Origin of the sequence: Streptomyces sp. NPDC007872 (assembly GCF_042868165.1) — a bacterium.
GTDB lineage: Bacteria > Actinomycetota > Actinomycetes > Streptomycetales > Streptomycetaceae > Streptomyces.
Genome location: NZ_JBIAEA010000003.1, coordinates 706,720 through 726,515 on the forward strand (window position 1 = coordinate 706,720; position 19,796 = coordinate 726,515).

The 19,796-nt window shown below is 73.6% G+C and carries 19 protein-coding genes; 8 read left to right on the plus strand and 11 right to left on the minus strand.

Annotated features, from left to right (window positions below):
• Positions 1-147: 147 nt before the first annotated feature.
• The 6 genes from ACFYNX_RS13665 to ACFYNX_RS13690 all read right to left on the minus strand — a co-directional run bounded on the left by ACFYNX_RS13665 (position 148) and on the right by ACFYNX_RS13690 (position 6,810).
• Positions 148-1,653: an MFS transporter gene (locus tag ACFYNX_RS13665; protein WP_388661186.1), complete on the minus strand. Its 1,506-nt coding sequence runs from the start codon at positions 1,651-1,653 to the stop codon at positions 148-150.
• 199 nt (positions 1,654-1,852) lie between these two features.
• The gene (locus ACFYNX_RS13670) at positions 1,853-2,680 is read right to left on the minus strand and encodes a tyrosinase family protein (protein ID WP_365543997.1); all 828 of its coding nucleotides are present in this window, start codon (positions 2,678-2,680) and stop codon (positions 1,853-1,855) included.
• A 34-nt stretch (positions 2,681-2,714) separates the two neighbouring features.
• Positions 2,715-3,098, minus strand: a complete 384-nt coding sequence (locus ACFYNX_RS13675) for a tyrosinase cofactor (protein ID WP_388661190.1) — start codon at positions 3,096-3,098, stop codon at positions 2,715-2,717.
• 294 nt (positions 3,099-3,392) lie between these two features.
• Positions 3,393-4,142, minus strand: coding sequence for a succinate dehydrogenase/fumarate reductase iron-sulfur subunit (locus tag ACFYNX_RS13680; protein ID WP_365544002.1), 750 nt, complete (start codon positions 4,140-4,142; stop codon positions 3,393-3,395).
• Complete coding sequence (locus ACFYNX_RS13685) at positions 4,139-6,082, minus strand: fumarate reductase/succinate dehydrogenase flavoprotein subunit (protein WP_388661193.1); 1,944 nt, start codon at positions 6,080-6,082, stop codon at positions 4,139-4,141. The genes ACFYNX_RS13680 and ACFYNX_RS13685 overlap by 4 nt, the downstream gene beginning before the upstream one ends.
• A 2-nt stretch (positions 6,083-6,084) precedes the next feature.
• On the minus strand, positions 6,085-6,810 hold the full coding sequence (locus tag ACFYNX_RS13690) for a succinate dehydrogenase (RefSeq protein WP_365544008.1): 726 nt from the start codon (positions 6,808-6,810) through the stop codon (positions 6,085-6,087).
• A gap of 96 nt (positions 6,811-6,906) precedes the next feature.
• On the opposite strand from ACFYNX_RS13690, the gene ACFYNX_RS13695 reads away from it, so the two are divergent.
• Entirely contained in the window at positions 6,907-7,812 is a 906-nt protein-coding gene (locus ACFYNX_RS13695; RefSeq protein ID WP_125664913.1) for a LysR family transcriptional regulator, read from the plus strand.
• A gap of 25 nt (positions 7,813-7,837) precedes the next feature.
• On the opposite strand, the gene ACFYNX_RS13700 is transcribed toward ACFYNX_RS13695, so the two are convergent.
• Together ACFYNX_RS13700 and ACFYNX_RS13705 are read right to left on the minus strand one after the other, a co-directional pair.
• A complete protein-coding gene (locus tag ACFYNX_RS13700) occupies positions 7,838-10,003 on the minus strand; it encodes a putative bifunctional diguanylate cyclase/phosphodiesterase (protein ID WP_388661196.1) in 2,166 nt (721 codons plus the stop codon).
• Complete coding sequence (locus tag ACFYNX_RS13705) at positions 10,000-10,812, minus strand: SAM-dependent methyltransferase (RefSeq protein ID WP_365544014.1); 813 nt, start codon at positions 10,810-10,812, stop codon at positions 10,000-10,002. The genes ACFYNX_RS13700 and ACFYNX_RS13705 overlap by 4 nt, the downstream gene beginning before the upstream one ends.
• Positions 10,813-11,340: 528 nt before the next feature.
• Between ACFYNX_RS13705 and ACFYNX_RS13710 the strand changes: the two genes are divergently transcribed.
• The 3 genes from ACFYNX_RS13710 to ACFYNX_RS13720 all read left to right on the plus strand — a co-directional run bounded on the left by ACFYNX_RS13710 (position 11,341) and on the right by ACFYNX_RS13720 (position 13,648).
• Positions 11,341-12,096, plus strand: a complete 756-nt coding sequence (locus ACFYNX_RS13710; protein WP_388661199.1) for a hypothetical protein — start codon at positions 11,341-11,343, stop codon at positions 12,094-12,096.
• Between the two features lie 54 nt (positions 12,097-12,150).
• A complete protein-coding gene (locus ACFYNX_RS13715) occupies positions 12,151-12,915 on the plus strand; it encodes a hypothetical protein (protein WP_365544019.1) in 765 nt (254 codons plus the stop codon).
• Positions 12,916-13,081: 166 nt separating this feature from the next.
• The gene (locus ACFYNX_RS13720; protein WP_388661202.1) at positions 13,082-13,648 is read left to right on the plus strand and encodes a hypothetical protein; all 567 of its coding nucleotides are present in this window, start codon (positions 13,082-13,084) and stop codon (positions 13,646-13,648) included.
• 112 nt (positions 13,649-13,760) lie between these two features.
• On the opposite strand, the gene ACFYNX_RS13725 is transcribed toward ACFYNX_RS13720, so the two are convergent.
• On the minus strand, positions 13,761-14,315 hold the full coding sequence (locus tag ACFYNX_RS13725; RefSeq protein ID WP_388661205.1) for a hypothetical protein: 555 nt from the start codon (positions 14,313-14,315) through the stop codon (positions 13,761-13,763).
• A gap of 413 nt (positions 14,316-14,728) precedes the next feature.
• On the opposite strand from ACFYNX_RS13725, the gene ACFYNX_RS13730 reads away from it, so the two are divergent.
• Complete coding sequence (locus ACFYNX_RS13730; protein ID WP_365544024.1) at positions 14,729-15,391, plus strand: class F sortase; 663 nt, start codon at positions 14,729-14,731, stop codon at positions 15,389-15,391.
• Positions 15,392-15,457: 66 nt separating this feature from the next.
• Here the strand turns inward: ACFYNX_RS13730 and ACFYNX_RS13735 are convergent, their stop codons facing one another.
• Complete coding sequence (locus tag ACFYNX_RS13735; protein WP_365544027.1) at positions 15,458-16,336, minus strand: polysaccharide deacetylase family protein; 879 nt, start codon at positions 16,334-16,336, stop codon at positions 15,458-15,460.
• A 105-nt stretch (positions 16,337-16,441) separates the two neighbouring features.
• On the opposite strand from ACFYNX_RS13735, the gene ACFYNX_RS13740 reads away from it, so the two are divergent.
• A complete protein-coding gene (locus ACFYNX_RS13740) occupies positions 16,442-16,903 on the plus strand; it encodes a universal stress protein (protein ID WP_365544030.1) in 462 nt (153 codons plus the stop codon).
• 62 nt (positions 16,904-16,965) lie between these two features.
• Here the strand turns inward: ACFYNX_RS13740 and ACFYNX_RS13745 are convergent, their stop codons facing one another.
• A complete protein-coding gene (locus ACFYNX_RS13745) occupies positions 16,966-18,195 on the minus strand; it encodes a CapA family protein (protein WP_388661210.1) in 1,230 nt (409 codons plus the stop codon).
• A gap of 259 nt (positions 18,196-18,454) precedes the next feature.
• Between ACFYNX_RS13745 and ACFYNX_RS13750 the strand changes: the two genes are divergently transcribed.
• On the plus strand, positions 18,455-19,000 hold the full coding sequence (locus ACFYNX_RS13750; protein WP_365544035.1) for a sigma-70 family RNA polymerase sigma factor: 546 nt from the start codon (positions 18,455-18,457) through the stop codon (positions 18,998-19,000).
• A 251-nt stretch (positions 19,001-19,251) separates the two neighbouring features.
• A complete protein-coding gene (locus ACFYNX_RS13755) occupies positions 19,252-19,752 on the plus strand; it encodes a hypothetical protein (protein WP_388661213.1) in 501 nt (166 codons plus the stop codon).
• Positions 19,753-19,796: the final 44 nt, after the last annotated feature.

The window sequence follows — 19,796 nt, forward strand, 5'->3', positions numbered from 1 at the left end:
GGTTCGGTGGCGCGGGAGGACCGGGTCGTACGAGATGTACGTGATGCACGAGGTTTGCGTGACGTACGAGGCGTACGAGGCTTGCGTGGCGTACGAGGCGGCCCCGACCGCCCTGGCGCCGCCCCGGTCGCGCGGAGGCGACCCGTCTCAGCGGCGCCGGGCGGCTCCGTCGCGCGCGACGTCGTCGTCCGGGGCGTTCCGCTGCCGCGCCGCCGCCCGTCGGCCCGCCACCACGTCCGCTACGGCGACGGCGAGCGAGGCCACGACGAAGGCGATCGAGACGAGGAGGCCGTGGTCGTAGGCGGTGGCCCAGCCGTCCTGGGCGACCTGGCCGAAGAAGACGGAGCCGACCGCGGCGATGCCGACCGCCGAGCCGACCCGCTGGCCGGTCTGGAGGGTGCCGCCCGCGCTGCCGGCCCGGCGCACGGGCACCTCGGAGAGGGTGAGGGTCTGGTTCGGGGCGATCACCAGGCCGCTGCCGAGTCCCGCGAGGAGCAGCGGGGCGAGCATGGCCCAGCCCGCGCCCCGGCCGGGCACCTGGTGCACGGCGAACGCCGTTCCGGCGAGGCCGATCGCCACCATCGCCAGGCCGGCCACCACGAGGGGCCGGCCGAAGCGGTCCACGAGCCGGCCGCCGATCCCGGCCGCGATCCCGGAGCCCAGGGCGAAGGGGGTGATGGTGAGCCCGGCCTGGAGCGCGCTGTAGTGCAGTCCGCTCTGGAGGTAGAGCGTGCTGACGAAGAAGATCGAGGTGAAGCCCGCGAAGTAGAGCAGGATCAGGAGCGAGCCGAGCCAGTAGGAGCGGACGCGGAAGAGCTCCAGGTCGATGAGGGGCTCGTCGCCCGCGCGGGCGCAGCGGCGCTCCCACCACACGAAGACCGCGAGCAGGAGGGCGGCGACGGGGACGAGCAGGTACTTGCCGTTCCCGGGCCACTGCTGGGACTGGACGAAGGGCAGCAGCAGGGCGAGGACCGCGGCGCCGAGGAGCACCACGCCGACCGGGTCGAGGCGGCCGAGCCGCACCGGCTTGGCGTCCGGGGTGTCGGGCAGCAGCCGCCGGGCGAGGAACAGGCACACGATCCCGATGGGGAGGTTGACGTAGAAGACCCAGCGCCAGCCCTCCTCGGGGCCCGCCGCCTGGATCAGCAGGCCGCCGAGGAGGGGGCCGACGGCGGTGGAGATGCCGACGACGGTGCCGAACATCCCGAAGGCCCTGCCGCGCTCGGAGCCCCGGAACATCTGCTGGATGAGGGCGGAGATCTGGGGCGAGACGAGGCCGCCGGCCACGCCCTGCGCCAGTCGCGAGATCACCAGCCACGTGCTCGTCTGGGCCGCTCCGCAGGAGGCCGAGGCGAGCGTGAAGAGCGCGAGGCCGACGATGAAGACGCTGCGCCTGCCGCGCGCGTCGCCGAGGCGTCCGGCCGGGATGAGGAAGAGGCCGAAGGCGAGCGCGTACCCGGAGAGGACCCACTGGAGGTCCGACTCGGGGGTGTCGAGGCCGGTGCGGATGGAGGGCAGCGCGACGTTCACGATCGACACGTCGAGGAGGGTCATGAACCCCGCCACGAGGCAGACGCCGAGCGCCTTCCACCGGTTCGGGTCCGGTTCCTCCTGCGGCCGGTGCGGGGCCTGCGCCGACTCTTGCCGGGTCACGTGTCCTCCTGGTTCCCTCGGGTACGGCCCGGTGGACGGCGCGCGACACGGGCCGTGCGCGCCTCCCGGGCTGCGAAGACCCGGGTACCCGGCGCACGGCCTCCCGATGCCTCCTTTTCACCTGGATCATCCGTTGATGTGGGCAAATGCCCGGGTGCCCGTGCGGGGCACCCGGGCCGGGGAGGCGGTCCCGGGACCGTCAGGCCGCCGTGTCGAAGGTGTAGTGGGGCGTGTGGTCCAGCATGTCCGCGGGGGTCACGTCGTTCCACGGGCGCATGGTGTCGTGGAGGTCCACGACGTTCCGGGTGCCCGCGGCCGGCAGGTAGGCCGAGCCGGGGTGGCGGGCCTGCCAGTCGGCCCACAGCTTGTCGACGAAGGCGTGGTGCAGCCAGAAGACGGGGTCGTTGGGCGAGACCCCGGTGGCCATCTGGCCGCCGACCCAGACGTGGACGCGGTTGTGGAGGTTCACCCCGCGCCAGCCCTCCAGGTGGTTGCGGAAGCCGTCGGAGGCGCTGTTCCAGGGGGCGGTGTCGTAGGTCTCCATGGCGAGGACGGAGTCGACCTCGGCGCGGGTGGGGAGCTGCCGGCCGCCGGCGCCGAGGTCGCGCCGGAGGAAGTCGCGTCCGTCGACGCGGACGGTGACCGTCCAGCGGTTGCCGGACCGGGCGAAGGGGCCGTCGGTGACCTGGCCGTCGCGGGCGCGGCCGGTGCCGCCGAGGAAGTCGGGCGCCCACAGCGAGGAGCGGGAGGTGCGGTCGGCGGTCCAGTCCCAGTAGGGCAGGGTGACGGTCGCGTCGACGGACTTCAGGGCCGCCTCGAACTCCAGGAGGAAGCGCCGGTGCCAGGGCAGGAAGGACGGCGAGCGGTGGCCGACGCGGTCGCCGTCGTCGGTGTCGCCCATGATGAAGGCGTTGTGCGTGGTGACGAAGGCGTCGTACCGCCCGGAGCGCTTGAGCTCCAGGAGGGCGTCGACGAAGCGGCGCTTCTCGTCGGCGGTGAGGGCGGCCTGGTTCTTGCGTACGGTCATGGTGGTGCGTGCTCCTGGATCGGTCGCGGAGGGTTCAGCCGAGGGCGAGGGGGACGAGCGGGGCGCCGCGGAGTTCGCGGACGGCCGCGCGGGCCAGTTCCCTGGGCGTGGCGACGGGCTCGTAGTGGTGGATGACGCTGATCCAGGTGCCGTCGGCGTTCCGCATGACGTGCAGTTCCCGCCCGTCGACGGTGACGGTGTAGCCGCCCGCGTGGTGTCCCCCGTGGTGGCCGCCGCCGTGCGCGGGCCCGCCCTGGATGCGGCGGCCCTGGTAGACCTCGTCGAAGGCGGCCGGGTCGGAGCCGGCCGCCGGGGCGGCGGTGCCGGGGGCCGAGGCCGCGGCCGGGTTCGCCCGGGCGAGGAGCGTGACGGCGCCTGCCGCGACGCCGAGCGCCCGGCGGCGGGTGATGCTGGACATGAGGTACCCCCAAGTGGTCTGTGCGACCGGGGGTTTGGTCATATGCCCCCGGCAGGGGACATCACTACCCGGGGGTGTCGGCGCGGCGGAAATCGCCGGAGGGCGGTTGGCCGTGAAGTGGTCAACTTGCCACGGAAAGTGCAGGTTTGAACAGAGTTGATCTTGCTGTTCGGGGGCACGGAACCACCCCGGAGCGAAGATCTTACGGAGAAAGCGGCTTTTCCGTGAATGATCTTTCGCTCCGGGGTGCGAGGTGTGGCGGGGCCCACGCCCCCGGATTGTCCGGATCGGGCCTCAGCCGCGGCCGGCCTTGCGCCGCGCCCGCAGCCACTCCCGGTTCATCGCCGAGATCGACGGCAGCGGGATCCCCTTCGGACAGGCCGTCGCGCACTCGCCCGTGAGGGTGCAGCCGCCGAAGCCCTCCGCGTCCATCTGGGCGACCATGTCGAGGACCCGGGTCTCGCGCTCCGGGGAGCCCTGCGGCAGCACGTTGAGGTGGTTGACCTTGGCCGAGGTGAAGAGCATGGCCGAGCCGTTGGGGCAGGCCGCCACGCACGCGCCGCAGCCGATGCACTCGGCGTGCTCGAAGGCGAAGTCCGCGTCGGGCTTGGGGACCGGGGTGGCGTGGGCCTCGGGGGCCGCGCCCGTGGGGGCGGTGATGTAGCCGCCGGCCTGGATGACGCGGTCGAAGGCCGAGCGGTCGACCACCAGGTCCTTGACGACCGGGAAGGCGGAGGCGCGCCAGGGCTCGACGTCGATGGTGTCGCCGTCGCGGAAGGAGCGCATGTGGAGCTGGCAGGTCGTGGTGCGCTCCGGGCCGTGGGCGTCGCCGTTGATGACGAGGCTGCACGCGCCGCAGATGCCCTCGCGGCAGTCGTGGTCGAAGGCCACGGGGTCCTCGCCGCGCGTGATGAGCTCCTCGTTGAGGGTGTCGAGCATCTCCAGGAACGACATGTCCGGGGAGATGCCGTCCACCTCGTAGGTGGCCATGGCGCCGTCGGCGTCGGCGTTCCGCTGGCGCCAGACGCGCAGGTTGAGCTTCATGCGTAGCTCCGCTGGGTGGGGTGGACGTACTCGAAGGCCAGTTCCTCCTTGTGGAGGACGGGGGCGGCGCCGTCGGTGAACTCCCAGGCCGCCGCGTAGGCGAACTCCTCGTCGCGGCGGGCCGCCTCGCCGTCGGGGGTCTGGGACTCCTCGCGGAAGTGGCCGCCGCAGGACTCGGCGCGGTGGAGCGCGTCGAGGCACATCAGCTCGGCGAGCTCCAGGTAGTCGACGATCCGGTTGGCCTTCTCCAGGGACTGGTTGAACTCCTCGCCGGTGCCGGGCACCTTGACGCGGCGCCAGAACTCCTCGCGGATGCCGGGGATGCGGGCGAGGGCCTCGCGCAGCCCCTCCTCGGTGCGGGCCATGCCGCAGTGCTCCCACATGAGTTCGCCCAGTTCGCGGTGGAAGGAGTCGGGGGTGCGGTCGCCGTCGACGGAGAGCAGCAGGTTCAGCCGGTCCCCGGTCTCGGCGAGCACCTCGCGGACCGCCGGGTGGTCGTCGGTGACCGGTTCGGCGTGCGGGTGGCGGGCGAGGTAGTCGTTGATGGTGGCGGGCAGGACGAAGTAGCCGTCGGCCAGGCCCTGCATGAGGGCGGAGGCGCCGAGCCGGTTGGCCCCGTGGTCGGAGAAGTTGGCCTCGCCGATGGCGAAGAGCCCGGGGACGGTGGTCTGGAGGTCGTAGTCGACCCAGAGGCCGCCCATCGTGTAGTGCACGGCGGGGTAGATCCGCATGGGGACCTCGTACGGGTTCTCGGCGGTGATCCGCTCGTACATGTCGAAGAGGTTGCCGTACTTCTCCTCGACGGCCTTGCGGCCCATCCGGCGGACGGCGTCGGCGAAGTCCAGGTAGACGCCCTGGCCGCCGGGGCCGACCCCGCGGCCCTCGTCGCAGACGTTCTTGGCGGCGCGCGAGGCGATGTCGCGGGGGACGAGGTTGCCGAAGGAGGGGTAGACGCGCTCCAGGTAGTAGTCGCGCTCCTCCTCGGGGATCTCGGCGGCGGGGCGGGTGTCGCCCTGGGCCTTCGGGACCCAGATGCGTCCGTCGTTGCGCAGCGACTCGCTCATCAGGGTCAGCTTGGACTGGTGGTCGCCGGTGCGCGGGATGCAGGTGGGGTGGATCTGGGTGAAGCAGGGGTTGGCGAAGTACGCGCCGCGCCGGTGGGCCCGCCAGACGGCGGTGGCGTTGGAGTTCATCGCGTTCGTCGACAGGTAGAAGACGTTCCCGTAGCCGCCGGTGGCCAGGACGACGGCGTCGGCGTAGTGGGTGGAGACCTCCCCGGTGATCAGGTCGCGGGCGACGATGCCCCGGGCCCGCCCGTCGACGACGATCAGGTCGAGCATCTCCGTACGGGCGTGCATCTCGACGTGTCCGGCGGCGATCTGCCGGGACAGCGCCTGGTAGGCGCCGAGGAGGAGCTGCTGTCCGGTCTGGCCGCGGGCGTAGAAGGTGCGGGAGACCTGGACGCCGCCGAAGGAGCGGGTGTCGAGGAGGCCGCCGTACTCGCGGGCGAAGGGGACGCCCTGGGCGACGCACTGGTCGATGATCTCGACGGAGATCTGGGCGAGGCGGTGGACGTTGGACTCGCGGGCCCGGAAGTCGCCGCCCTTGACGGTGTCGTAGAAGAGGCGGTGCACCGAGTCGCCGTCGTTGCGGTAGTTCTTGGCGGCGTTGATGCCGCCCTGGGCGGCGATGGAGTGGGCGCGGCGCGGGGAGTCCTGGAAGCAGAACTGGACGACCTGGTAGCCCTGTTCGGCCAGGGTGGCGCCGGCGGAGCCGCCGGCCAGGCCGGTGCCGACGACGATGATCCGGTGCTTGCGGCGGTTGGCGGGGTTGACCAGCTTCGCCTCGAAGCGGCGGGTGTCCCAGCGCTCGGCGACGGGCCCGGCGGGGGCCTTGGTGTCGGCGATCGGCTCGCCGACGGCGTAATCCACGAAGCTCATGGTCAGCTCACCACTCCGGTCATGACGGCGACGGGGACGGAGACGAAGCCCGCGGTCAGGGCGAGCGCGAGGCCGTTGGCGAGGCCCCGGAGGAGGCGCTCGCGGCGGGCGTTGCCGACGCCCAGGGTCTGTGCGGCGCTCCAGAAGCCGTGGCGGACGTGGAGGCCGACGGCGAGCATGGCGACGATGTAGATGGCGTTGCCGTACCAGGTGGAGAAGGTGTCGACGACGTTCTGGTAGGGCCTGCCCTCCTCGAAGCCGCCGGTGTGGACGGTGCCGGTGGTCAGGTCGAGGACGTGCCAGACGATGAACAGGGCGAGAATGATCCCGCCCCAGCGCATGGTGCGGGTGGCGTACGAGGCCCGCCTGCGGCGGTGCGCGTAGGCGGTGGGGCGCGCCTTGATGTCGCGCCGGCTGAGCTGGTACGCGGAGACGGCGTGGGCGACGACGGCGGCGAGGAGCACGATCCGGACGATCCAGAGGGCCCACTCGTGGTGCAGGAGCGGGGCGCCCATGACGCGCAGCCAGTGGGCGTAGCCGTTGAACTCCTCGGGGCCGAAGAAGACCTTGAGGTTGCCGATCACGTGGGCGACGAGGTAGCCGAGCATGATCAGCCCGCTGACGGCCATGACCGTCTTCTTGCCGAGCGTCGAGGAGAGGAATCCGCGTGACGGTGCGGGGGACGGCGGGCGGTCCGCCGTCCGGTTCCCCGTGGGTGCCAGAGCCATGCCGTCGAGGCTAGGGTCGAAGGGCCCGAGAGGTCCAAGACATGGTTCGGCTGCTCTCGATAGGCTCTTCCTATGCACATCGCCTAGGCTGGGCCCATGCAGTTCCAGCAGCTCCTCTACTTCGTCGCCGTGGCCGAGACCCGGCACTTCACCCGGGCCGCCGAGCGCGTCCACGTCTCGCAGCCCTCGCTCTCCCAGCAGATCAAGGCCCTGGAGCAGGAGCTGGGCGCGGAGCTGTTCAGCCGGGCCCGGGGGAACATCACGCTCACCGACGCCGGGGAGGCCCTGCTGCCGCTGGCCCGCCGGATCCTCGCCGACACGGAGACGGCCCGCCTGGAGGTGCAGGAGCTGGCCCAGCTCAAGCGGGGCCGGGTGCGGCTCGGTGCGACCCCGAGCCTGTGCACGGGGCTCCTGCCGGACGTGCTGCGCGCCTTCCACGACCTGCACCCGGGGATCGAGCTCCTGATCGAGGAGAGCGGCTCGCACGACCTGGTGCGGGAGCTGGCGCGCGGGGCGCTCGACCTGGCCCTCGTGGTGCTGCCGCTGCCGACCCCGTCACCCGCCCTGACCACGATCGAGCTGCTCCGGGAGGACCTGGTGGTGGTCTCCGCCGCCTCGGAGCCGGCGCCCCGGCGCCCGGTCCGGATCACGGACCTGCGCGACCAGCCGCTCGTGATGTTCCGGCACGGCTACGACCTGCGGGAGCTGACGGTGGCGGCCTGCCGGGCGGAGGGGTTCGAGCCGGCGTTCACCGTCGAGGGCGGAGAGCTGGACGCGGTGCTCGGTTTCGTACGGGCCGGGCTCGGGCTCGCGGTGGTCCCGGCGATGGTCGCCGCACGGGCCGGCCGCGACCTTCGGGTGACGGCCCTGGCCCGGCCGGGGCTGCGCCGCACCATCGCGCTGGCCCACCGCAGCGACGTGGCGCCGCCGAGGGCCGCGCGGGAGCTCCAGCGGGTCCTGCTGGCCTCCCGGAAGGTGCGGCCGGGGGGCACGTCCGTCTGACCTTCCTCCCGTCACGCCGTCCTCGTCACACCGCGTCCGCCAGGAGCAGCGAGTGGATGCGGTCCGGGGCGCCGGGGCGGGCGTAGTACCAGCCCTGGGCCGTGTCGCAGCCGAGCTCCCGGAGCTGGCGCGCCTGCGCCCCCGTCTCCACGCCCTCCACGGTGACCGCGAGCTCCAGGCTGTGGGCGAGCGAGACGATCCCCTCGACGATCTTCAGGTCGACCGGGTCCACCGGGTGCTGCTGCATGCCCCGGGTGAAGGAACGGTCCAGCTTGAGGACGCTCACCGGGAGCCGCCGCAGGTTGGCCAGGTTCGAGTAGCCGGTGCCGAAGTCGTCGAGCGCGATGTCGACGCCCATCTCGGCGAGCTGCCGCAGCGGCTTCAGGAGGCCCTCGTCGGCGCCGATCAGGGCCGACTCGGTCACCTCCAGGCAGAGCGCGCCCGGGTCGAGCCCCGAGCGCTCCAGGACGTCGACGGTGTCGGCGACCAGGCGCGGGTGGTGGAGCTGCGTCGGGGAGAGGTTGACGTTGATGCGCAGCGGGCCGCCGTCGGCGTGCCGGGTCTGCCAGAAGCGGGCCTGGCGCACGGCCTCCTGGAGCACCCAGCGGCCGAGCGGCACGATCAGGCCGGTGTCCTCGGCGAGCGGGATGAAGCGGTCGGGACCGAGCACCCCGTGCTGCGGGTGGCACCAGCGGACGAGCGCCTCCGCGCCGTGCACGCTGCCGTCGCCGAGGTGGACGAGCGGCTGGTACTCGATGAAGAACTCGCCGCGCTCCAGGGCGGCCGGCAGGGCCGTGGTGAGCCCGTGCCGGGTGATGGCGCGGGCGTCGGCCTCGGGGTCGGCGAGCTCGAAGCGGTTGCCGCCCGCCGACTTGGCCCGGTACATGGTGATGTCGGCGCTCCGCAGCACCTCGGCCGGGGTCCGCTCCCCCGCCGGGCCCTCGACGACGCCGAGGCTGCCGCGCACGGTCAGCTCGCGGCCGTCGATGCGCAGCGGGGTGGCGAGGGCGCCGAGGATGCGGTCGGCGAGGTCGGTGACGTCCCGCTCGCCGCCGGAGCCGGTGGTGAGGGCGACGAACTCGTCGCCGCCGAGCCGGGCCACCATCTCGTTGGCCCCGGTGACGCAGCTCTGCAACCGGTCCGCGACCTCGACGAGGAGCCGGTCGCCGGTGGAGTGGCCGAGGCTGTCGTTGATGACCTTGAAGCCGTCGAGGTCGAGGTAGCAGAGGCCGAAGCGGGCGTTGTCGCCGGGGGCGAGCGCCTTCTCCAGGCGCTCGAAGAACAGGGTCCGGTTGGGCAGTCCGGTGAGGGCGTCGTGGGTGGCCTCGTACCGCAGGCGCAGGTGGAGCAGGCGCCGTTCGGTGGTGTCCTCAAGGAGGGCCAACTGGTACTGGGGGCGGCCGTCGGCGTCCCGGAGGAGCGAGACGGTGAGGTTGGTCCACAGAACCGTTCCGTCACCGCGGTAGTAGGGCTTCTCGACCCGGTAGTGCTCCCGCTCGCCGCGGACCAGCTCCTCGTACAGCTTCCAGACGTGCGGCCCGTCCTCCGGGTGGACCCACTCGCTGACCTTGCGGCTGCGCAGCCGGCCCTCCATCCCGCCGAACATGCGGGTGAGGGTCTCGTTGACCTCCAGGAGGTTGCCGTCGAGGTCGGCGATGCCGATGCCAATGGCCGCCCCGTCGAAGACCGCGCGGAAGCGGCTCTCGGTGGCGTGCAGGGCGATCTCGGCGGCCGTGCGGGCGGCGAGCGCGGAGCGGGCGATGGCCTCCTGCTCGGCGAGGGTCCGCTCGCGCAGGGCCTGGGCGTAGCCGGCGGCCATGGCGTGCTGGAGCCGGGCGCAGCGGGCCCGCAGCTCCTCGGTCGGCAGGTCCGACTCCGTACCGCAGTAGAGCACCAGGTAGGAGTCGACGACGCCGAGGCTGCGGCCGAGCGCGTCCGGGTCGGTGCAGTGGGCGGCGACCAGGGCCGCGCCGGCGCGCTGGGCCGGGGCCGTGTCGAAGGGCCGGGCGTGCAGGGCGTCGTACAGGGTGCGGGCCAGCGGCAGCAGGTGCACCTCGAACTCGGCCCGGGTGAGCGACGTGGCGGTCACCGGGAAGATCGCGCGGCTCCAGATGGTGACGAACCGCCTGAGTCTGTCCTCCGGGCCGTCGGCCTCGGCGCCGGAACCGGCCGGCCGGGACGGGACCTTCACGCCTTGCGCCCCACCCCTGCGAGACCGGAGAAGGTGTGGGGATCCTCCTCCTCGACCGGACTCTCCGGACGCCAGACGGGCAGCGGGACGAGACCGGGCTCCAGCAGCTCGGTGCCCTCGAAGAAGCGGGCGACCTCCGCGCCCGAGCGCATCACCAGCGGGTTGCGGATGTTCCGGTAGACCCCGACGGTGCCGCCGGCCTGCTCCTCCATGGACGGGATGCCCTCGTACGAGGCGTGGGTGAGGATCAGGAAGCTGCCGGGCGCGAGGGCGTCGATCAGTTCGGCGACGGCCTCGTACGGGCGGTCGTGGTCCTCCAGGAAGTGGAGGACGGCGACGAGGAGGAGGGCCACCGGCCGTTCGGGGTCGAGGAGCCGGGTCGCCTCGGGGCTGCGCAGGATGTCGGCCGGCTTGCGCAGGTCGGCGGAGACGACGGCGGTGCCCTCGACGCCCTCCAGGACGGCGCGGCTGTGCGCGACGGCGACCGGGTCGTGGTCGACGTAGACGACCCGCGCGGCCGGGTCGGCGGCGCGGGCGACCTCGTGCACGTTGCCGAAGGTGGGTATGCCGGAGCCTATGTCCAGGAACTGGGTGACGTCGTTGTCAACGGCGTGGCGGACGGCGCGCCGCATGAACGCCCGGTTCGCCTGCATGATCTTGGGCAGGCCGGGCATGAACTCCATGGCCTTGCGGGCGGCTTCCCGGTCGACTTCGAAATTGTGCGAGCCGCCCAGGTAGAAGTCGTACATTCGGGACACGCTCGGCACCGAAATGTCGATACCCGGCGGAGCCCAGGCGGGACGCTCCATCAATGTCTCCAACAAGTCGCCGTGGGATACGGCCATGTGTTCGCGGCCGGTGTTCGAGGTGAGGCTACTGATCGCCCGCCGGGAGGGCGAGTAGAAACGGAAATTCGCGGTCCGTTCTTGGTCACACGCCATTGGCACGTGCTCCGGGAGCGCCGACTTCACGCCTTCGGCCCGTGCATATTCACGTGCATACGGGCGTGCGCCGGTTCCGTCCGCCGTTCCGCGCGCGCCCGGGAGGGGGTCCGGTCCCCTTTCCTGGCTGGGGTGTTGCCGTGATCGGGGCCTGCCGCCGGTGCAGGATGCCCCGTCGACCGCGTGGTGCGACAGGGCGACAACCGGACAGTTCTCCTTACGGCGGCCGGAACGGTTCCCGTCGGGAATCGAAGTGCGCGGTGGCACCCGGGCATTGCGCCGAATCCGCCTACTGTCCGATAGAACGTCAAGTCGCGCCTCCGGAGATCCCCTCCATCCGGCGAATCCGCCGGGTTTCCGCCCCGGCGCACGCCATCCGCGATCAGGCTCGACGGCGTGCCTCTGTACGGATCACTCCTCGCGCGGCCCCTGGCGGCCCTGGCGCTGGTGTGGCTGGTCGCCACCCCCGCGCCCGTCTCCGCCGACGCCTGCGCCCACGCCGTGACGGGCCCCGGCGGCGCGCACACCGCGGTGACGTCCGCCGGGTCCGGCGGGTGCCACGACCACGACCACGACCACGACCATCACCACCACCCGCACCCGCACCCGCACCCGCACCCGCACCCGCACCCGCACGAACCGAGCCCGACGCCCACGCCGACGCCCACGCCGACGCCCGAGTGCCCCTCCCCGACGCCCACTCCCACCCCGACCCCCAGCCCGACACCGACACCGCCCCCCACGCCGACACCGACGCCGACCGTGCCGCCCCGTCCCACCCCCGAGCCGCCTCCCCCGCCCACCCCGAAACCGCCGCCGCCGCCCGTACGCACGACGCCGCCCCCGCCCCCCGTACGGACGCCGGTCCCGCCCGCACCGCGGCCGCCCCGGACCGCCCCGCCGGTGCCGCGCCCCGCGCCGCCCGTCACCAGGGCGCCGGAGCGTACGCCGGAGCCCGGGCCGACGTCCGCCGCCGCTCCCCCGCCCCCGACCTCCGCGCCGCCGCCGTCCCCCGCTCCCGTCGCGCTCCCCCACTACCGCCCGGTCACCCGGCCCCAGCCGAAGAGCCGCACGTCCGTGCTCACCACGACGCTGGTGATCATCGCCCCGGCGGTCCTCGCGACCGCGATCCTGCGCTCCCGGTCCCGCTGATCACGACCGATCCCGCTGATCCCGCTGATCCCACTGATCCCACCGGAGGAATCCGTGTCCGAATGGCTCGTCCTGTCCCTCGCGATGGCGGCGGCCTGCGCCGTCGTGCTCACCATCGTGGTCATCAACCACCGCCGGATCCCCGAGGACGACGACCCCAGCGAGACCCCGGACGTCATCGAGTACATGACGATGATGATCGGCGTGATCTACGCCATCGTCCTCGGCCTGGCCATCGCCGGCGTCTGGGAGGCGCGAGGGGCCGCCCAGGAGACCGTGCGGCAGGAGGCCCAGGCGCTGCACGAGGTCTCGGCCCGCGCCGAGGTGTATCCGCAGGAGGTCCGCGCCCGCATCCGCGCCGACGTCGACGCGTACGTCTCCTACGTGGTCGACGACGAGTGGCGGCACATGTCTGAGACCGGGGAGCTGAGCGACGAGGGCACCGCGCTCCTGGAGAAGGTGCGGCGGAGCGTCACCGACTACCGGCCGGCGAACGACTTCGAGGGGCAGGCGTACCAGCCGCTGGTGGACCAGGTGGCCGCCGTCGACGACGCCCGGAATGCGCGCGGGCAGAACGCGGGCGAGACCATGCCCGGGGTGGTGTGGTTCGGTCTGATCGTCGGCGCCCTGGTGACGGTCGGCCTGATCTTCACGCTCCAGATCCGCAGGACCGGGCGGGAACTGCTGCTCGCCGGTCTCTTCAGCGTGCTCATCGCCTTCCTGCTGTTCCTCATCTGGGACTTCGACGCGCCGTTCGGCCGGGGCATGTCGGCCACCGCCACGCCGTTCACCGACCTGTTCCCGCGGCTCACCCGGTGAGAAGCGCCACCCGAGTGGGCCGCACGGGGGACGCGCGTGACCCGTTCGCACCTCTGGGATCGCGGCCGGGGTGAAGCGCTCCTAGCGTTTCGGGCATCGAGGTGCACGCAGGCCCTTCGCGGGAACCCCCTCCCGCGGCTGCCCCTCGGGACCCGGAGGATTCACCATGCGCGCGATACGTGCCGCATCCACTGCCCTGTCGGGGGTGGCCGCCTTCGCCCTGGCCGCCCCCTTCGCCGTCGCGACGGAAGGTGCCCCGGCACCCCCGCCACGGGCGCGGGGCGCCAAGGCCCCGGGCGATTTCGTCGTTTCGCCCTCGGTCGTCTCCCCCGGCGGGCGGGTGACGCTGAGCGCCCCCGGCTGCGCCAGCACCGCGACGGCGGCGGCCGGTGTCTTCGACACCGCCGTCATCGCCCCGGGCTCGACGGCGACCGCCACCGTGGACCTGGACGTGCGGCCCGGCAGCGTCTACACGGTCGCGTTCAACTGCACGGGCGGCGTCCGGGACACCGTCGACCTCACGATCGCCGGCGGTGCCACGGCCACCGCCACGCCGACGATCCGCTCCACGATCCTCACCACCCCCCGGGGCGTGCAGGGCGGGCTCGGCGGCTCGGTCGACGACGGGGTCGGCCCCGTCGAACTGGCCGCGGGCGGTGCGCTCGTCCTGGCCGCCGCGGGCGGCGTCTTCTACGTGGTGCGCCGCCGCGGCGCCGAGTCCCGGCGCCACTGAGGTGCGGCGGACCGCAGGGGCGCGCGGGCGTCCGAGGACGCCCGTCGCCCCCGGGTCCTGACGAGGACCCGGGGGCGACGGGCACGGCGGGCCGACCGGGAGGTTCGGCCGGTCAGACCCCCGCGCCGGTCACACGGCGACGACGGGCGATGAAGAGCCCGCCGCCGAGCGCGGCCGCGGCGACGAGGCTGCCGCCGACGGCCATCTCGGCGGAGCTGGGGGCCAGCGAGCCGCCGAGGCCGCCCTGGGCGCCGCGGCCCGGGAGGACCCGGAACGACTGCGTGGCCACGGAGTTGCTGCCGTTGCAGCGGACGGCCAGGTTGTAGTTGCCCGGGGTGGCGTGGTTGTAGACGCGGGCGACGGCGGTGGAGACGCCGTTGTTGTTGCCCGAGAGGGTGGTTTCCGGGAAGGCGTTGGACGTGACCGTGCCGCCGCGGTTGCAGCCCCGCGCGGTGATGGTGAGCGTCGAGCCGGGGTGGACGTCGTAGGGGTTGACGGTGACGTCGGTCGGACCGCCGTTGCCGCCGCCGTTGCCACCCCCGTTCCCCCCGCTGTTACCGCCGCTGAGGACGGTGCCCGGACCGTGGGTGGCGGCGGCGAGGGGGGCCGCGAGCCCGACCGCCGCGATCGCGGTGGCGGTCACCGCCAGAGTGCGTGCAGCACGCATGGTTGAACCTCCAGTGGAAGACGCCCCAAAGCGGTGCTCCGGGAGTTTCGACGAGTACGCCTTCCATGACGAACCATCACCATTCGTGACGGACTACGCATGTCGGCACTGGTCCACTCCGGTGAGGCGACACGCCGGGGCGAAGGGCGCCGGGCGTGCCGTACGCGCAGGTCAGCGGCTTCCGAAGTGCTTATCTGACGATTACTCGGATGGGTCAGCCCGGTGTCACCCGCCTGTCGGCCCGTCCGTCGCCCGCTCGGCAGCCCGCCCATCGTCCGCCGGCCGTCCGCCCACCGTCTCCCGGGGCCCGCCCCGGCGCCCGTCCGGGAGCGGCGCCCACCCGTTCGGACCGTCCGGCGCGACGGACCGCCGGGCCGCCCTTACCGTTCTGACGACGCCACGAAGGGAGAACCATGCCCGCGAAGGACTTCCGCGTCTCCGAGCGCAGGAGACTCCAACCCTGGGGCGTCCTGGCCCTCGCCATGCTGTCCGGACTCGCGATGATGCGCAACGGCGTGGACGCCGCCGCCGGGCCGCCGCAGCCCGCCGCGGCCGCCCGTCCGGTGGCGCCCCCGACCGCCCCGGCGGCCCCCTCCGCGGTCGCCGGTCTGGAGCCGCTGCCCTTCGCCCCGGCCTCCCGGATCAAGATCCCGGCGATCCGGGTCGCGGCCCCGATCATGGACGTGGGCCTGGACGCGGACGGCTGGGTGGCGGCGCCCCCGCCCCAGGACGCCAACCTCGCCGGCTGGTACCAGAACGGCATCTCCCCCGGTCAGCGGGGCACGTCGGTCGTCGTCGGCCACGTCGACAACACCCAGGGCCCGGCGGTCTTCTACGGCCTCGGCTCCCTGGAGAAGGGCCAGCACATCGAGGTCGAGCGGTACGACGGCCGGGTCGCGGTCTTCGAGATCTACGGCGTCGAGGTGTACGCGAAGGACGACTTCCCCGGCGTGCAGGTCTACGCCGACACGGGCCGGCCGGAGCTGCGGGTCATCACCTGCGGCGGCGGGTACACGCGCGCGCGGGGCTACGACGGGAACGTCGTCGTCTACGCCCGGATGGTCGGCTCCCGCTGACCCCGCGTCACGCGCGGAGGAGGGCCCGGCACCCGGAGTGCCGGGCCCTCCTCCGCGTGCGGCGGCTCAGCGCCGGGGAACGGTGAGGTGATAGCCGGCGTCGAGGAGCCGGGGCAGGTAGCGGCGGAGGGCGGCCACGCTCTGGGAGCGGTCGCCGCCCGCGTCGTGGTTGAGGACGACGACGCCGGGGGCCGCGCCGTCGAGCACGCGGCGGACGATGGAGTCGGCGCCGGGCTCCGTCCAGTCCAGGGTGTCGACGGTCCAGGCGAGCGGCTCCATGCCGAGTTCGGCGCCGATCTCGAAGGAGTGCCGGTTCCAGGCCCCGTAGGGGGCGCGGTACCAGAGCGGGGCCGTGCCGAGGGCCCGTTCGACGACCTCGCTCGTGGAGCCCAGCTCGTCGCGGATGCGGGAGGGCCGCAGCTTGGGGATCAGGGGGTGGGACCAGGAGTGGTTGCCGACGACGTGCCCCTCGTCGGCCATCCGCCGCAGCAGGTCCTGGTTCTCGACGGCCATCTCGCCGCAGACGAAGAACATCGCCCGGCAGTCGTGGCGGCGCAGGGTGTCGAGGATGCCGGGGGTGTAGCGGGGGTCGGGCCCGTCGTCGAAGGTCAGCACCATCGAGTGGCCGGCCCCGGACACGCTGAGGAAGGGCCGCTGCCGCACGGGCGGCAGCGCGCGCCGGTACGCCGGGGGCGCGTAGGCGGTCATCGGCTGGAGGCGGTACGCGTTCGGGTTCAGGCGGGCGGCCTTCGCCCCCGGACCGGCGGCCGGACCCGCGGCTCCCGGCTCGGCCCCGGGCCCGGCCCCCGGGGTGCGCCGGGGCACGGGGGCGGCGCCGGAGGGCCGGTCGGGCGCGGCGAGCCGGTCCGCGGCGAGGACTCCGACGGTGGCGGTGGCACCGAGCGCGGCGGCGAGGCGCAGCACCGCTCGACGCCCGCTGGGCATCTGATCCTTTTTCATGACCAATGGTTCGTACGGATGAGGGTCCGCGCAGCTCAGCGACACCGGCCGCCCGTCCGAAAGCACCCGTTGGGCGGATAGTCTCGAAGGGTGACCGAACAGCAGGCCCACCGGTTCGAACGCGGCACCGACGGCCCGAAAGTGATCATGGCCGGGGTGGACGGCTCCGCCTCCTCCCTGCGCGCCGCGGCGTACGCGGCGGGGCTCGCCCGGCGGCAGAACGCCCTGCTGGCGCTCGTGTACGTGCAGCCGCTGCTCCCCGCGGGCGCCGCGCTCGGCGCGCCGGTGGCCGGCGTGACGGAGGAGATCGCCGAGGCGCTCGCCGAGGAGATCCGCGCGTCGGCCGAGAGGGTGAAGGACCTGTGGCAGGTGCGGTGGGAGTTCCGCACCTTCCGGGGCGACGCCTACGCGGGCCTGGTCCGGGCGGCGGAGGAGCTGACGGCCGACGCCGTGGTGGTGGGCGCCTCGGAGTCGGCGGGCCACCGGTTCGTCGGCTCGGTGGCCGTCCGTCTGGTGAAGGCGGGTCGCTGGCCGGTCACCGTGGTCCCCTGACCGGCGCTCCCCTCCCTGTCCTTCTCGCCCCGTTCTTCTCGCCCCGTCTTTCCCGCCCCGTCCTACCTGCCCATCACGAGGCCGTCCTTGCCGGCGCCCCGGCTGAGCACCACCCGCCGGATCGTGTCGCGGATCCCGGCCCGGCGCGGGTCCGCGCCGTCGTCGGCGCCGAGGTTGACCACCCGGCCGCGTGCGGTGTCGAACCACTGGGGGACGAACTCGGCCCGGGTGACCTCCCAGCGTCCCCCGGGGGCCCTGGGCGGGGCGAAGGTGAAGCGGCCGATGCTGCCCTGGTTGCCGCGCGGGTCGAAGGCGCCCTGGTGATCCACCATGTCGCCGGCGATCTGGTCGCCCATCCCGTAGATCACCCAGGTGCCGTTGACCTTCTCGTAGGCCTGCGGGACGTGGGCGTGGGTGCCGATGACCAGGTCGACGTCCGGGCGGCCGCCGGTCCGCGAGGCGGTCAGGGCCCGGCCGAGGGAGAGCTGCCGCTCGTCCGGTTCGGTCTGCCACTCGGTGCCCCAGTGGACGCTGACCACGACCACGTCGGCGCCGGCCGCGCGGGCCGCGCGCGCGTCGGCGATCACCTTCTTCTCGTCGAGCAGCCCGACCGCCCAGGGCCGCCCCTTCGGGAGCGGGTAGCCGTTGGTGTCGTAGGTGTAGGCGAGCTGGGCGACGGTGGCGCCGCCCGCCTTCATCAGGGCGGGCCGGGCCGCCTCCTCGGCCGTGCGGGCCGATCCGGCGTGGCGGATGCCCGCCTCGTCGAGGGCGTCGAGGGTCCGGGCGAGGCCCTCGGCCCCGTCGTCGAGGGTGTGGTTGGAGGCGGTGGAGCAGGAGTCGTACCCGGTCGCCCCCAGCCCGGCGGCGACCTCGGGCGGCGACTTGAAGGCGGGGTAGCCGGTGTAGGGCCCGCCCTTCTTCCCGTAGACGGTCTCCATGTGGCAGATGGCCAGGTCGGCACCGGAGACGACGGACTTCACGCCGGAGAGCATGGGGCGGAAGTCGTAGCCGTCGCCGGCGGAGTCCTCGGCCGCCCTGCGGATGATGGAGTCGTGCGGGAGGACGTCCCCGGAGGCCACGAGGGTGAACCCGGCGGGCGCGGAGGCCGCGCCGGGGGCGGCGGAGGGGGCGGTGGGCCGTCCGGCGGCTCCCGGCGCGCTGGTCTCCGGGGCGGCGGTGCCCGCGGCCGGACCGCCGCCGCTCGCGCCGCTTCCGCCGGTGCAGCCGGTCGCCGCCGCGAGCAGGGTGGCGGCGAGCGCCGCCACTCCCGCGGATCTGGTGCGTGAGGTCATGTGCGGCACTCCACCCGATTCATGTGATGAACATCTGTTCTGATGAATTGATCTCGCGGGAAAGCCGCAGTCAAGGGGCGGGGCCGGACCGGGTCATGAACCCCGCTGAAACGGACGAAAGGACTCCGCCCGACCGTTCGCCGTACCATTCGCCGCTCGGTGCGACCGTTCGTCGCAGATCGGTGTCCGTTCCCTGTCCCCCGCCGTCCGGATGCGTTCGTATACGGGCCGACGACGAGCCGCGGGAGAGGTGGGCAGCATGACGACGGCGACGACCGACGAACGGACCCTGGAGGAGTTGCAGCGGGACCACGGCCCCGCGCTGCTCTCCTTCCTGCTCGGCCTCACCTACGGGGACCGGCAGCGGGCCGAGGACCTCGTCCAGGAGACCCTCGTACGGGCCTGGCAGCACCCCGAGGCCTTCGACGGCCCCTACGACTCCATGCGCCCCTGGCTCTTCACGGTGGCCCGCCGCCTCGCCATCGACGCGCGACGCTCGCGCCTCGCCCGGCCCGCCGAGGTCGGCGACGGCGTCCTCGCCGTGACGCCCGACCCCGCCGACGCCACCGCCTCCGCCGAGGCCGCGCTCGACGTGCGGGCGGCCGTCCGGGAGCTGAGCCCCGAACACCGCGCGGTGCTCGTCCGGCTCTACTTCCACGGCCTCACCGTCAACGAGGCCGCCGTGGAGCTCGGCATCCCCGCCGGGACCGTCAAGTCCCGCTCCCACTACGCCCTGCGGCAGCTCGGCCGGTCGCTGCCCGGCTATCGGCCGCGCCGGAACCTGGCGATGGCGACGGGGCGTTGACGACGGGGGGTTGAGGGCGGGGTGCTGAGGGCGGGGCATGGAGGGCGCCGCCGCCTCCGCCGTCCCCCGCGTCACCCCCGGCGACCGGAATCCCACCCGTACCGATCCGGTCGGAGAACGTATCCGAAACCACTCGGGCGAGTTGAGCAAAGCGGGACCCGCGGGCGCCCCGTACGGAGGAGGCTCTCCCCCGGGCCCCGTTGTCCGGGCCCCTCACACGGCCCCGCACGCGCGGTCATGTCCGGGAGAAGGTGGGAGCGTTGCTGCCCGAGAGCACGAACGGCGCCGGCGGCACGAGCGGCGGCGGCCTCGCCGTCCCGATGGCCTGGCTGTGCGCCGAGTACCTGGCCGACGAGGTGCTGCGGGCCGCCGCGCTCGTGGCGCCCGGCTCGCTGGAGCACCGGGCGGGCCTCCGGGCCCTGGCCCTCACCGTCCACCTCGCGGAGGACCCGGACCGGCCGCCCGCCGGCCGGATCGACGAGTGGCTGCGGCACACGGCGTACGACCGCCCCTGGCCGCCCTGGGTCGAGGAGCGGCTCGCCGAGCGGCGGGCGGCCGGCGGCGGGGGGCCCGACCTGGCGCTCGCGGAGACCGCGTGGCGGCGGCTGCGGGACACCTGGATCCTCGCCGCCGACCTCGACGGCCGGACGGACCTCGACGCGGGGTGCCCGGTCGACGAGGCCGAGCAGATCTGGCTGCCCGCCTGGAAGCTGGGCCTTCCGCTCGCGCACCTCTCGCTCCACCTGCGCTGACCGGGGCGTCCGGCGGGGACTCACGGAAGGGGCTCGCGGAAGGC

Coding starts and splice junctions, on each gene's coding strand:
- ACFYNX_RS13720 (WP_388661202.1), top strand. CDS start 13,082: ATGCGCGCGATACGTGCCGCATCCACTGCCCTGTCGGGGGTGGCCGCC.
- ACFYNX_RS13670 (WP_365543997.1), bottom strand. CDS start 2,680: ATGACCGTACGCAAGAACCAGGCCGCCCTCACCGCCGACGAGAAGCGC.
- ACFYNX_RS13745 (WP_388661210.1), bottom strand. CDS start 18,195: ATGACCTCACGCACCAGATCCGCGGGAGTGGCGGCGCTCGCCGCCACC.
- ACFYNX_RS13695 (WP_125664913.1), top strand. CDS start 6,907: ATGCAGTTCCAGCAGCTCCTCTACTTCGTCGCCGTGGCCGAGACCCGG.
- ACFYNX_RS13750 (WP_365544035.1), top strand. CDS start 18,455: ATGACGACGGCGACGACCGACGAACGGACCCTGGAGGAGTTGCAGCGG.
- ACFYNX_RS13705 (WP_365544014.1), bottom strand. CDS start 10,812: ATGGAGCGTCCCGCCTGGGCTCCGCCGGGTATCGACATTTCGGTGCCG.
- ACFYNX_RS13725 (WP_388661205.1), bottom strand. CDS start 14,315: ATGCGTGCTGCACGCACTCTGGCGGTGACCGCCACCGCGATCGCGGCG.
- ACFYNX_RS13730 (WP_365544024.1), top strand. CDS start 14,729: ATGCCCGCGAAGGACTTCCGCGTCTCCGAGCGCAGGAGACTCCAACCC.
- ACFYNX_RS13735 (WP_365544027.1), bottom strand. CDS start 16,336: ATGCCCAGCGGGCGTCGAGCGGTGCTGCGCCTCGCCGCCGCGCTCGGT.
- ACFYNX_RS13690 (WP_365544008.1), bottom strand. CDS start 6,810: ATGGCTCTGGCACCCACGGGGAACCGGACGGCGGACCGCCCGCCGTCC.
- ACFYNX_RS13685 (WP_388661193.1), bottom strand. CDS start 6,082: ATGAGCTTCGTGGATTACGCCGTCGGCGAGCCGATCGCCGACACCAAG.
- ACFYNX_RS13680 (WP_365544002.1), bottom strand. CDS start 4,142: ATGAAGCTCAACCTGCGCGTCTGGCGCCAGCGGAACGCCGACGCCGAC.
- ACFYNX_RS13675 (WP_388661190.1), bottom strand. CDS start 3,098: ATGTCCAGCATCACCCGCCGCCGGGCGCTCGGCGTCGCGGCAGGCGCC.